Raw genomic sequence first — 12,695 nt, forward strand, 5'->3', positions numbered from 1 at the left:
CCACTGGACCGCATCCCTCCCCGGTCGCAGGATCGCCCAAGGCCGATGGCCAGGGAGGAAACGCATGTCCGACGCGCCGAGGACAATGTTCGAGAAGATCTGGGACCGGCATCGCGTGCTGGAGCGCGAGGATGGCCAGACCCTGCTCTATGTCGACCGCCACCTGATGCATGACGGCGGGGCGGTGGCCTTCGACGTGCTGCGCAAGCGTGGGCTGAAGCCACGGGCGCCGGACCGGATCTTCACCGTGCCCGACCACTACGTCCCGACCGACAGCCGCCGGCTCGAGGACATGCGCGACCCGCGCCACCGCGAACTTGTCGAGAAGCTGGCCCAGAACACCGCCGAGCACGGCATCCGCAATTTCGGCCTGGGCGACCCGAACCAGGGCATCGTCCATGTGATCGGGCCGGAGACCGGCCTCTCCCAGCCGGGGATGGTGATGGTCTGCGGCGACAGCCATACCAGCACCCATGGGGCGCTCGGGGCGCTGGCCTTCGGCATCGGCAGCACCGAGGTGGCGCATGTGCTGGCGACCCAGACGCTCTGGCAGCGCAAGCCGAAGACCATGCGGATCACGGTCGAGGGGCAACTCGGCCCCGGGGTTTCGGCAAAGGACGTCATCCTCGCCATCATTGCCGAGATCGGGGCGGCGGGGGCGACCGGGCATGTGATCGAGTATGCCGGCAGCGCCATCACCGGCCTCTCGATGGAGGGGCGGCTGACCCTCTGCAACATGTCGATCGAGGCAGGCGGCCGGGCGGGCATGGTGGCGCCGGACGAGACGACCTTCGCCTATCTCGCCGGCCGCACCTACGCGCCCGAGGACTGGGAGGCGGCGGTGGAGCGCTGGCGCGCCCTGCCGAGCGACCCTGGCGCCCCCTTCGATGCCGAGGTCACGCTGGATGGGGGCGCGATCGAGCCCATGGTGACCTGGGGCAACAGCCCGGAGGATGCGCTGCCGATCGGCGGCGTGGTGCCGGGGCCGGAGGCCGGCGCCGATGCGGAGCGGCGCGAGATGATGGCCCGCATGCTCGACTACATGGGCCTGACGCCGGGCACGCGGCTCGACGGGCTGCCGGTGGACCGCGTCTTCATCGGCTCCTGCACCAACTCCCGGATCGAGGACCTGCGGGCCGCCGCTGCCGTCGCCCGCGGCCGCAAGGTGGCCGAGGGGGTGGAGGCCTGGGTGGTTCCCGGCAGCGAGCCGGTGAAGCGCCAGGCCGAGGCGGAGGGGTTGCACGAGGTCTTCCGTGCCGCCGGATTCGCCTGGCGGGAGCCGGGCTGCTCCATGTGCCTCGGCGTGAACGGCGACACCGCGGCGCCCGGAACCCGCGTCGCCTCCACGAGCAACCGGAATTTCATGGGGCGGCAGGGCCCGGGGGCGCGGACCCATCTGGTCAGCCCGGCGATGGCGGCGGCGGCGGCGGTCTCCGGCCATTTCACCGATGTGCGCCGGCTGATGGCGGAGACGATCTAGGATGGAAGCCTTCAACCGTCTGGAATCGGTCGCCGTGCCGCTGGCGCGGCCGAATATCGATACCGACCAGATCATTCCCGGCCGCTTCCTCTCCCGCCCGAGGGAGGTCGATCACAGCGCCTTCCTGTTCCACGATGCCCGCCGCCTGCCGGGCAGCGAGGAGGCCAACCCGGAATTCCCGCTGAACCAGGAGGCCTACCGGCCCGCGCGGATCATCGTCGCGGGGCGGAATTTCGCCTGCGGCTCCTCGCGGGAGAGCGCGGTCTGGGCGCTGTTCGATGCCGGCTTCCGCTGCGCCATCGCCCCGAGCTTCGGCGACATCTTCCGCAACAACGGCATGAAGAACGGGCTGCTGCCGGTGGTCCTGCCGGCCGAGGCGGTGGCGGCGCTGACCGGGCAGATCGAGGCGGCGCCCGGGGCGCGGGTCTCGGTCGATCTCGCGGCGCAGACCGTGACCTTCCCCGATGGCACGGTGCATGGCTTCGAGGTCGATCCCTTCGCCAAGCATTGCCTGCTGGAGGGGCTGGACGAGATCGGCCTGACCCTCTCGCATGAGGAGGAGATCGCCGCCTTCGAGCGCCGCTTCGGGCGGGAGAACAGCCGTTGAAGCGCAGGCTCCTACTCGCCGCCGGCGCCGCGCTGGCGGCCATGCCGGCCCGCGCCGCCGACGCGCTGGCGGCGCTGGAATCCCGGCAGGGCGGGCGGCTCGGCGTCGCCATCCTCGATACCGGCACCGGGAGGGCGCTTGCCCATCGCGGGGAGGAGCGGTTCCCGCTCTGCAGCACCTTCAAATTCCTCGCCGCCGGCCTGGTGCTGGCGCGGGTGGACCGGGGCGAGGAGCGGCTCGACCGCCGAGTCGCCTATGGGCCGGAGGCGCTGGTGCCCTACTCGCCGGTGACAGGACCAGGGGCGGAGGCGGGCGGGATGACGATGGGCGCGATCTGCGATGCGGCGGTGACGCTCAGCGACAACACCGCCGGGAACCTGATGCTCGACAGCTTCGGCGGGCCGGCGGGGCTGACCGCCTGGATGCGGGGCCTCGGCGACCCCGTCACCCGGATGGACCGGCGGGAGCCGGAGCTGAATCTCGTCCCGCCGGGGGATGAGCGGGACACCACGACACCGCTCGCCATGATCGGGCTGATGCGGGCATTGCTGCTCGGTGATGCGCTGCGGCCCGCCTCGCGGGAGCAGCTGGCGGCCTGGCTGGTCGCCTGCCGGACCGGGGACAGGCGGCTGCGGGCCGGGCTGCCGGCCGGGTGGCGCGTCGGCGACAAGACCGGCACCGGGCCGGAGCCGGACATCCCGACCAACGACGTCGCCGTGGCCTGGCCGCCGGGCCGGGCGCCGATCCTCATCGCTGCCTATCTGCTGGGGGCGCGTGGGTCGGAGGCGGAGCGGAGCGCGGTGCTGGCGGAGGTGGGGCGGATCGCCGCTCAAGCCACTTAAATTTGGCTCAAACCGCCTCAATGTCTGGAAGTCAGACCATTGTTATTGCTGAATTCCTGGCCGGAATTTGAGGAATTTCAGGGTTGATGGAGCCAGGCAGGCAGGCCCGTTCCTAGGCCGGTATTCCTAGTATCAAGGCCAGCCCCTGAAGGCAAGGAAAAGGGCCGGGACGGCCTTGCCAGATCCCGCCGGCAGCCGGAGCATGCGGCATCCGCCGCAAGGAGCCCTGGCCATGCGCCCGAACAGCCTGCACGCCGCCGACCTGGCGCATCTCGTCCATCAGCAGACCGATCTCGGCGCGCATGAGCAGGAGGGCGCCATCCTCATCGCCAGCGGCAATGGCGTCCGCGTCACCGATACCGAGGGGCGGGAGTATATCGAGGCGATGGCCGGGCTCTGGTGCGCCTCGCTCGGCTTCTCCGAACGGCGGCTGGCGGAGGCGGCCTACAAGCAGATGCTGGCCCTGCCCTACTACCACACCTTCTTCCAGAAGGGGCATGAGCCGAGCGTGCGGCTGGCCGAGAAGCTGGCCGCCATCGCGCCCGAGGGACTCGGCCATGTGCTGTTCCAGTGCAGCGGCTCCGAGGCCAATGACGCCGCGATCAAGCTGATCTGGTACTACAACAACATCCGCGGCAAGCCGCAGAAGAAGAAGCTGATCGGCCGGGTGCGCGGCTATCACGGCAATACGGTGGCGACCGCCTCGCTGTCGGGCCAGCCGCATATGCAGGCGGATTTCGACCTGCCGCTGGGCGACCGCTTCTTCCACATCTCGAATCCCAATTACTACCGCTTCGGCCAGGAGGGCGAGACGGAGGAGCAGTTCAGCGCCCGGATGGCGGAGGAGCTGGAGGCGCTGATCGAGCGCGAGGGGGCGGACACCATCGCCGCCCTGTTCGCCGAGCCGGTGCAGGGCGGCGGCGGCGCCATCACCCCGCCGCGCGGCTATTTCGACCTCATCCAGCCCATCCTGAAGCGGCATGACATCCTGCTCGTCGCCGATGAGGTGATCTGCGGCTTCGGCCGCACCGGCAATCTCTGGGGCTCCGAGACCTATGGCATGCGGCCGGACATGCTGGTCTGCGCCAAGCAGCTGACGGCCAGCTACCAGCCCCTCTCGGCGCTGCTGATCTCCGACCCGATCCATGCGGCGCTGATGGCGGGCAGCAGGAAGCATGGCAGCTTCGGCCATGGCTTCACCTATGGCGGGCATCCGGTGGCCTGCGCCGTCGGCCTCGAGACGCTGGCGATCTATGAGGAGCGGGACATCCTCGGCCATGTCCGCGCCGTCTCGCCCGCCTTCCTCGAGGGGCTGGAGGCGCTGCGCGACCATCCGTTGGTGGGCGATGTCCGGGGCGTTGGGCTGATCGCGGGGGTGGAGCTGGTGGCGGACAAGGCGACGAAGGCCCCCTTTCCGCCTGCCGCCAAGGTCGGGCTGCTGGTGCAGGAGCGCTGCCAGGCGGCGGGGCTCATCGTCCGCGCCATCGGCGACCGCATCGCCTTCACCCCGCCGCTCATCATCACCGCCGAGGAGATCCGCGAGATGTGCGGGCGGTTCAAGGCCGGGCTGGACGCGGCCTGGGCGGAGCTGGAGGGGCGGGCGCTGGCGGCGGAGTAGCCGCCAGCCCCTCGCATCAGCTCCGGTAGGAGCCGTTGATGTCGATGTAGCCGTGGGTGAGGTCGCAGGTCCAAACCCGCGCCTTGCCGCGGCCGAGGCCGATATCGACGGTGATCTCGACCTCACGGCCCTTCATGTGGGCGACGACCGGCGCCTCGTCATAGCCGGGGACGACGCCGCCCTCCCGCGCCATCCAGGTGCCGCCGACGGCGATGCCGAGCTTGTCGCGGTCGGCCTGCTCGCCGGACTTGCCGACGGCCATGACGATGCGGCCCCAATTGGCGTCCTCGCCGGCGATGGCGGTCTTCACCAGGGGCGAGTTGGCGATGGCCATGGCGATGCGATGGGCGGATTTCGCGCTGGCCGCCCCGGTAACGTCGATGCGGATGAGCTTCTGCGCCCCCTCCCCGTCCCGCACCACCTGCAGGGCGAGGTCCAGCAGCAGCTCGTCCAGCGCGCGGGCGAAGTCGCGGAGGATGGCGCCGCCCTCGGCCGGCACGCGGGGGTGCTTGGCCTGGCCGGTGGCGAAGAGGATGACGCTGTCGCTGGTCGAGGTGTCGCTGTCGACCGTGATGCAGTTGAAGGACCGCGCCGAGCCCTTGGAGAGCATCTCCTGCAGGGCGGCGGCCGGGATTTTCGCGTCGGTGGCGAGGAAGCTCAGCATGGTCGCCATGTCGGGGGCGATCATGCCGCTGCCCTTGGCGATGCCGGCGATCGTCACCGTCGCATCGCCGATGGTCGCGGTGCGGACCGCGGCCTTGGGGAAGGTGTCGGTGGTCATGATGCCCCGTGCGGCATCCGCCCAGCGGTCCGGGGCGAGCGCGGCATGCAGCGCCGGCAGGGCGGCGGTCAGCCGCTCATGCGGCAGGGTCTCGCCGATGACGCCGGTGCTGGCGAGGAAGACCTCGCGCGGCTTGCAGCCCACGAGCTTCGCCGCCGCCTCGGCCGTGGCGGCGGTGGCCTCGCGGCCCGCCTTGCCGGTGAAGACATTGGCGTTGCCGGCATTCACCACCAGCGCCCGTGCCTTGCCACCCTTCAGCGCGGCGCGGCACCAGTCGACCGGCGCGCCCGGGCATTTGTTGCGGGTGAAGACGCCCGCGACGGTGGTGCCGGGGGCGAATTCCAGCATGGTGAGGTCGGCCCGGCCCTTGTAGCGGATGCCCGCCTCGATGACGCCGAGGGTGACGCCGGCGATCGGCGGCACCTCCGGCATCGGTTGGGCAAGCGGGGAGACGGGCAGCGGGCCGGCCATGGTCTTGGGCTCTTCTTCAGCGGCGTTGCGGTTGCGGGGCGGCGGGGCGGGTGCCGGCCGGCGGGCTCGCCGCCGGCGGGGCCGCATTGTCCAGCATGGAGGGGGCGGGCTGGTCCAGCCGCTCCACCTTGGCGGCGTCGCGGGCGCGGGCGACCACCTGCTGCACCTGCTCCTCCAGCATCTTCTGGCGAAGCTGGGCGCGGCTCTCCTCGAAGCCCGGCACCGGGGCGGAGCGGCGCTCCTCCACCTTGATGACGTGCCAGCCGAAGGGGCTGCGGACCGGGGCGGCGCTGGTCTGGCCGGGCTGGAGGGCGAAGGCGGCCTCGGCGAATTCCGGCACCATGTCGCCGCGCTTGAAGAAGCCGAGGTCGCCGCCGTTCTGGGCGCCCGGATCGCGGGAGCGGCGCTTGGCGAGATCGGCGAAATCGGCGCCGCCGGTGAGCTCGGCCAGCACCGCCTTCGCCTCCGCCTCGCTCTGGACGAGGATGTGGCGGGCATGCACCTCCTCCTCGCCCTGGCGGCGGCCGGCCTCCTGGTCGTAGCGGGCGCGGACCGTGGCATCGGTGACGCCCGAGCCGACCTCGCGGGAGAGATAGGCCTGCTGCAGCTCCTGCTCCTCGGCGCGCTGGATGCGGCGCTGCACCTCCGCGTCCTTGTCGAGGCCGGCGGCGCGGGCGGCGTTGGTCAGCACCCGCTCGGTGACGGCGCGGTCCAGCAGCTGGCGGGCCACCTCGGGGGGCAGCATCTGCATCAGCGCCGGGCCGGGCATGTTGCGCATCTCGGGCGGCAGCACGTCCTGGGCGGTGGCCATCACATCCGAGAGGCGGACCGGCGTGCCATCCACCCGGGCGAGGACCGGATCCTCCGCCTGCGGCGCCGGTTGGGCCAGGGCGCTGACGGGCAGGAGGAGGGCAGCCAGAAACAAGGGGCGGAATGACATGCGGGCGGGGGGCTCCGGAAAGGCGCCGGACAATGCCGGATGCGGCAAGGGGGGGCAAGCGCGCGAGCGTTGACCTGCGGCCAGCCCTTGCCTATCTGTTCCGCGCCCCCAGGGTCGCGTCCCGGGTCGTGCCCCGAGGTCGGTTGAGGACGCTGCCCGAAGCCACGGCTTCGGCCCCATCCCGGCGGCCCTCGGTGCCACTCGACTGCCGAGGCCCGCGCGGCCACCCCCGCGCAATCCCGGAGAAGCCAGGTTCGCATGTTCGCCCGCATCGCCCGCGCCCTGTTCGGCACAACCAATGACCGGGCGCTGAAGCGCCTCCAGGCCCGAGTGCCGGAGGTCAATGCGCTGGAGCCGAGCCTCGCCGCCCTGTCGGACGAGGCCCTCCAGGGCAAGACCGCCGAGTTCCGCGCCCGCCTCGCCAAGGGCGAGGATCTCGACGCGCTGCTGCCCGAGGCCTTCGCCACGGTGCGGGAGGCGGCGCGGCGCGTCCTCGGCCTCCGCCACTTCGACGTGCAGCTGATCGGCGGCATGGTGCTGCACGAGGGCAAGATCGCCGAGATGAAGACCGGCGAGGGCAAGACCCTGGTCGGCACCCTGCCCGTCTACCTGAACGCCCTGACCGGGAAGGGCGTCCATGTCGTCACCGTGAACGACTACCTGGCGAAGCGCGACAGCGAGTGGATGGGGCGGCTGTACCGCTTCCTTGGCCTCTCGACCGGTGTCATCGTCCATGGGCTGAACGACGAGGAGCGCCGCGCCGCCTATGCCGCGGACGTGACCTACGGCACCAACAACGAATTCGGCTTCGACTACCTGCGCGACAACATGAAGTACCGGCTGGAGGAGATGGTCCAGCGCGACTTCAACTACGCGATCGTCGACGAGGTCGACAGCATCCTGATCGACGAGGCGCGGACGCCGCTCATCATCAGCGGGCCGTCGGAGGACAGCTCCGACCTCTACCGCCGGGTGGACGAGGTGGTGAAGCGGCTGGTCGAGGACACCACCACCTTCGACAAGGACGAGAAGCAGCGCACCGCCAACCTCACCGATGACGGTTCCGAGCGCGTCGAGCAGATGCTGCGCGAGGCGGGGATGCTCGAGGAGGGCAACCTCTACGACTTCCACAACGTCACGCTGGTCCATCACGTGAACCAGTCGCTGCGGGCGCATGTACTCTTCGCGCGGGACGTGGACTACATCGTGCGAGACGACAAGGTCGTCATCATCGACGAGTTCACCGGCCGCATGATGGAGGGGCGGCGCTACTCCGACGGGCTGCACCAGGCGCTGGAGGCGAAGGAGCACGTCACCGTCCAGCCGGAGAACCAGACCCTCGCCTCCATCACCTTCCAGAACTACTTCCGCCTCTACCCGAAGCTCTCCGGCATGACCGGCACGGCCGCGACCGAGGCCGACGAGTTCGCCGAGATCTACAAGCTGGAGGTGGTCGAGATCCCGACCAACGTGCCCGTCGCGCGGAAGGATAGCGACGACGAGGTCTACCGCTCGGCCAGCGAGAAGTACGAGGCCGTCATCAAGCTGATCGACGAGGCGCGGACGCGCGGCCAGCCCTGCCTGGTCGGCACCACGAGCATCGAGAAGTCGGAGCTGATCGACGCGCTGCTGAAGAAGCGGGGCATCCCGCACAACGTGCTGAACGCGCGCTACCACGAGCAGGAGGCGACGATCATCGCCCAGGCCGGAAGGCCGGGGGCCGTCACCATCGCCACCAACATGGCGGGGCGCGGGACGGACATCCAGCTCGGCGGCAATGCGGAAATGCTGGCGCGGCAGGAGACGGGCGCGTCCGAGGGGCCGGAGTACGAGGCGGCGCTGGCGCGGCACAAGGCCGAGGTCGAGGAGGCGCGGGCCAAGGCGAAGGCGGCGGGCGGGCTCTTCGTCATCGGCACGGAGCGGCATGAGAGCCGGCGCATCGACAACCAGCTGCGCGGCCGCTCGGGGCGGCAGGGCGATCCGGGGGCGAGCCACTTCTTCCTCTCGCTGGAGGACGACCTGATGCGCATCTTCGGCAGCGACCGCATGGGCGGGATGCTGCAGAAGCTCGGCCTCAAGGATGGCGAGGCGATCGTCCACCCCTGGATCAACAAGGCGCTCGAGAAGGCGCAGAAGAAGGTCGAGGCGCGCAACTTCGACACGCGCAAGAACCTGCTCAAATACGACGACGTGATGAACGACCAGCGGCGCGAGGTCTATGCCCAGCGCCGCGCCTTCATGCAGGCGCCGGAGGTGGCGGAGACCGTCGCCGAGATGCGGCGCGAATGCATCGAGGCGATGGTCTCGGCCGCCATCCCGGAGAATGCCTATCCCGAGCAGTGGGACGTCGCCGGGCTCGAGGAGAAGGTGCGCGACCAGCTCGGCCTCGACCTGCCGGTCGTCGCCTGGGCCAAGGAGGAGGGCATCGACGAGACGCAGGTGCGCGAGCGGATCGAGGCGGCGGCGGAGCAGCACTATGCCGCTAAGGCCGCGAATATCGGCCCCGACCTGATGCGCGTCGTCGAGAAGTCGCTGCTGCTGCAGATCTTCGATGCGGTGTGGAAGGAGCACCTGCTGGCGCTCGACCACCTGCGCCAGGGCATCGGCCTCAGGGCCTATGGGCAGCGCGACCCGCTCAACGAGTACAAGTCGGAGGCCTTCGCCCTCTTCAACGCCATGCTCGCCGACATGCGCGAGCGGGTGACGAGCGTGCTGATGCGGCTAGAGCTGCAGCCGAACGCGCCGCCACCGATGCCGGAGCCGGTGCGGGTGATGGACATGCGCCACCCCGAGCCGGCGATGGGCGAGATGGCGCTGGCGGGCGGTGGCTTCGAGCCGGCGCCGCTGCTGGCCCCGCCGCCGGTGGCCGAGGGCGTCAACCCGTCGGATCAGGCGACCTGGGACCGTACGCCGCGCAACTCGCCCTGCCCCTGCGGCAGCGGCAAGAAGTACAAGCACTGCCACGGGCGCGTATAAGCCCCGGCAGCCATTGAAGGGCGGGGCTCAGCCCCTCCCTTCATCCTCCTCCTTGGGTATCGCCCGCGGATGGCCTTCGTCATCGATGGCGACGAAGGTGAAGACGCCTTCGGTGACCTTCTCGGGACGGCGCCCCTGGCCGCGCCCCCGGGCCCAGGTTTCGACCTTCACCGCGACGGAGGTCTCGCCGGCATGGTCCAGCGAGCAGTAGCAGCTGACTTCGTCGCCGACCGAGACCGGCCGCAGGAACCGCATCGCCTCGATGCCGACGGTCGCCACCCGCCCCTGGGCCCGCTCCGCCGCGAAGCCGCCACCGGCCAGGTCCATCTGCGACAGGGTCCAGCCACCGAAGATGTCGCCGCCCGCATTGGCGTCGCGCGGCATGGCGATGGTCCGCAGCTGCGGCCCTCCGGGCTGATCGGGAAGTTCCTGGGCCATGCTCATACTGCTCCTCGCCGGTGGTGCCGGCCGTTCCAGACTTCGGTGACCATGCCCTAACTCGGCGGTCAGGCGGCCGTTCTCGGCTGGGGTTGCGATCTTTCCCGGGTTCGCGCGTTGCGCTGCGGCATGGGCTGACGCGGAATGGGATGACGGCGATGGATGCCGAGAACAAGCTTGATTGCCTCATCGTGGGCGGCGGCCCCGCGGGGCTGACCGCCGCGCTCTACCTCGCCCGCTTCCGGCGGCGCTTCGCGCTGGTGGACGGCAATGCCCCACGGGCCGCCTGGATACCGGTGAGCCACAACATCCCCTTCTTCGCCGATGGCATCAGCGGCAGCGAGATCCTGGCGCGCCAGCGCGAGCATGCGGGGCGCCTCGGCATCGGCATCCGCGCCGGCAGCGTGACGCGGCTGGAGAAGACGCCCGAGGCCTTCATCGCCACGGTCCAGGATGACGCCGGCGGCACGAGCCGCATCCGCGCCCGGCGCGTCCTGCTCGCCACCGGCGCCGTCGATATCGAGCCAGACCTGCCGGACCTGCCCGATGCCGTGCAGCGCGGCCTGGTGCGCTACTGCCCGATCTGCGACGGCTACGAGGCGCGGGACCACCGGATCGCGGTGATCGGGCATGGCGACCGCGGGCTGGGCGAGGCCGTCTTCATCGCCCGCACCTATTCCGACGATGTCACGCTGCTGACGCTCGGGCAGAGGCTCGCGCTCGATGAAGGGCAGCGCGAGAAGGCCGCGCAGCACGGCATCCGGGTCGTCGAGTCGCCGGTCGCGGCGCTGGATATCCGGGATGGGCGGATCGCCGCGATGCAGACCGGCGACGGGACGGAGCACCGCTTCGATATCCTCTATTCGGCCCTCGGCCTGCGCTACCGCACGGACCTCGCGGCCTCGCTGGGCGCGGAGCAGGACCCGTCCGGGGCGCTGCTGGTGGACGAGCACAACCAGACGACCGTCCGGGGCCTCTACGCGGCCGGGGCCATCGTCCGCGGGCTCGACCAGATCGTCGTTGCCATGGGCCATGCCGCCGTCGCGGCGACCCACATCCACAACCGCTGCGAATTGCCAACCGAGGATGAGCCCGACGGCTCGAACGGGCCATAGGGCGGCCGCGTCCGAACCGCCTATGCTGCCGCCGCGAGTGATCGAGGTGTGGAGTGGCGCCAGATTCAGGGCCTGGCCGGACCGACCCGGCGGAGCGGCTGCTCCACCGGGACGAGGCCGTGCTGATTCTCGACAAGCCGGCCGGGCTGCCGGTGCATGCCGGGCCACGGGGTGGCGCCTCGATCGAGGACTGGCTGCCGGCGCTGGCCTTCGGCAAGCGGCGCCTGCCGCAGCCGGCGCACCGGCTGGACCAGGATACGGCCGGCTGCCTCGTGCTCGGCCGCACCAAGCCGGCGCTGGCGGCGCTCGGCGCCCTGTTCGCCGAAGGACGGGCGGCGAAGACCTACTGGGCCGTGGTGCGCGGCGGCCCGGCAGCCGATTCGGGCACGGTGGATGCGCCCCTGCTGAAGCGCAGCACGGCGCGCGAGGGCTGGTGGATGGCGGTCGACCCTGCCGGCCAGCCTGCCCGGACGCGCTGGCGCGTGCTTGGCCGGGGGCCGGGCCTTGCCTGGCTGGAGCTCCGCCCCCGCACCGGGCGGACCCATCAGATCCGGGTGCATTGCGCCCATCTCGGCTGCCCCATCCTCGGTGATGCCCGCTATGGCGGCGGCGAGGGGCGGATGCACCTTCTCGCCCGCGCCATCGCCCTGCCGCTCGACCCGCCCGTCAGCGCCACCGCGCCACCGCCGCCGCATATGCGGGAGGCGCTGGCCACCTGCGGCTGGCGGCCATGATCCCGCTGCTCATCCTGCTGCTGGCGGCGGTGCCGGCCGCGGCCCAGCGCAGCGGCTGCGGGATGGGCCTCGGGCTCGAGGCGATGCGGGGGGCGGAGGCGCCGCTGCGGGCGGGCGCCACGGCCACCTCCCTCCTCGCTGGGCGCGAGGCGGCGCGGCAGGCGGCCGGGCAATTGGCGGAAGCCTCGCGGCATCTCGCCGGCTGCGGCTGCCGCCAAGCCGCCGAGCATCTGGGGGAGGCCGCCAGGCTTGCCGAGGAGAACGAGGGCGCGGCAGAGGTCGAACGCATCCGCCGGGGCCTCGACCGCGCGGGCTTCTCGGTGCGGCTGGCGCGGGAGAGGCTGGACCGGCAGGGCTGCTCCTGAACGCTGCCCCGGACGGAGCGTTGGGCTGGGGGAAAGGAGCTGCCCGATGCGCCATGTCCTCCTCCTTGGTCTCACACTCCTCGCCGGGCCGCTGGCGGCGCAGGAGCCGTCGCGGGTGCCGCCGGACCGGGTGCCGAGCCTCGGCGGCCGGCAATTCCCCTCCGGCGAGGTGGAGCGCCAGGTCCGCCCGCCGCCCGACAGCCCGGCCGCCGAGCGGGACCGGCGCCAGCTGCAGGAGCTGAACGACCTGTCGCGCCAGCTCGCGCCCGGCGCGTCCGTCCCCGCGCCGCATGTCGAGGACGAGACGCGGCGGACGCGGTGAGGCCGC

12 protein-coding genes are annotated in these 12,695 nt (G+C 71.4%); 9 read left to right on the top strand and 3 right to left on the bottom strand.

The features are described 5' to 3' along the window. Positions 1-64: 64 nt before the first annotated feature. From leuC to BLR02_RS13175, 4 genes are all read left to right on the top strand, one after another. A complete protein-coding gene (leuC, locus tag BLR02_RS13160) occupies positions 65-1,480 on the top strand; it encodes a 3-isopropylmalate dehydratase large subunit (RefSeq protein WP_090663520.1) in 1,416 nt (471 codons plus the stop codon). Between the two features lies 1 nt (position 1,481). After that, positions 1,482-2,087 (top strand): 3-isopropylmalate dehydratase small subunit, encoded by a 606-nt coding sequence (gene leuD, locus BLR02_RS13165; RefSeq protein ID WP_090663521.1) that lies wholly within the window; start codon positions 1,482-1,484, stop codon positions 2,085-2,087. After that, positions 2,084-2,929: a class A beta-lactamase gene (gene bla / locus BLR02_RS13170; protein WP_245704762.1), complete on the top strand. Its 846-nt coding sequence runs from the start codon at positions 2,084-2,086 to the stop codon at positions 2,927-2,929. The genes leuD and bla overlap by 4 nt, the downstream gene beginning before the upstream one ends. Before the next feature lie 232 nt (positions 2,930-3,161). Beyond that, the gene (locus BLR02_RS13175; RefSeq protein WP_090663522.1) at positions 3,162-4,547 is read left to right on the top strand and encodes an aminotransferase; all 1,386 of its coding nucleotides are present in this window, start codon (positions 3,162-3,164) and stop codon (positions 4,545-4,547) included. A 16-nt stretch (positions 4,548-4,563) separates the two neighbouring features. Here BLR02_RS13175 and argJ read toward each other — a convergent pair whose 3' ends face one another. Both argJ and BLR02_RS13185 read right to left on the bottom strand, forming a co-directional pair. Then, positions 4,564-5,799, bottom strand: coding sequence for a bifunctional glutamate N-acetyltransferase/amino-acid acetyltransferase ArgJ (gene argJ / locus BLR02_RS13180; RefSeq protein ID WP_090663615.1), 1,236 nt, complete (start codon positions 5,797-5,799; stop codon positions 4,564-4,566). Between the two features lie 16 nt (positions 5,800-5,815). Next, positions 5,816-6,739 carry a peptidylprolyl isomerase gene (locus BLR02_RS13185; RefSeq protein ID WP_090663523.1) on the bottom strand — a complete coding sequence of 308 codons (924 nt, stop codon included), beginning with the start codon at positions 6,737-6,739 and terminating at the stop codon, positions 5,816-5,818. 258 nt (positions 6,740-6,997) lie between these two features. Between BLR02_RS13185 and secA the strand changes: the two genes are divergently transcribed. After that, positions 6,998-9,715, top strand: a complete 2,718-nt coding sequence (gene secA / locus BLR02_RS13190) for a preprotein translocase subunit SecA (RefSeq protein WP_090663524.1) — start codon at positions 6,998-7,000, stop codon at positions 9,713-9,715. 27 nt (positions 9,716-9,742) lie between these two features. Here the strand turns inward: secA and BLR02_RS13195 are convergent, their stop codons facing one another. Further along, positions 9,743-10,153, bottom strand: a complete 411-nt coding sequence (locus tag BLR02_RS13195; protein WP_090565706.1) for an acyl-CoA thioesterase — start codon at positions 10,151-10,153, stop codon at positions 9,743-9,745. A gap of 158 nt (positions 10,154-10,311) precedes the next feature. Between BLR02_RS13195 and BLR02_RS13200 the strand changes: the two genes are divergently transcribed. Genes BLR02_RS13200 through BLR02_RS13215 form a run of 4 tightly spaced genes read left to right on the top strand, consistent with a single transcriptional unit; the run spans position 10,312 to position 12,689 of the window. After that, positions 10,312-11,268, top strand: coding sequence for an NAD(P)/FAD-dependent oxidoreductase (locus BLR02_RS13200; protein ID WP_245704763.1), 957 nt, complete (start codon positions 10,312-10,314; stop codon positions 11,266-11,268). A gap of 53 nt (positions 11,269-11,321) precedes the next feature. Further along, positions 11,322-12,002, top strand: a complete 681-nt coding sequence (locus tag BLR02_RS13205; RefSeq protein WP_245704764.1) for an RluA family pseudouridine synthase — start codon at positions 11,322-11,324, stop codon at positions 12,000-12,002. Beyond that, positions 11,999-12,367, top strand: coding sequence for a hypothetical protein (locus tag BLR02_RS13210; RefSeq protein WP_090565467.1), 369 nt, complete (start codon positions 11,999-12,001; stop codon positions 12,365-12,367). The genes BLR02_RS13205 and BLR02_RS13210 overlap by 4 nt, the downstream gene beginning before the upstream one ends. Positions 12,368-12,413: 46 nt before the next feature. Beyond that, entirely contained in the window at positions 12,414-12,689 is a 276-nt protein-coding gene (locus tag BLR02_RS13215) for a hypothetical protein (protein WP_090565469.1), read from the top strand. Positions 12,690-12,695: the final 6 nt, after the last annotated feature.

Source organism: Belnapia rosea (assembly GCF_900101615.1).
GTDB classification, from domain to species: Bacteria; Pseudomonadota; Alphaproteobacteria; order Acetobacterales; family Acetobacteraceae; genus Belnapia; species Belnapia rosea.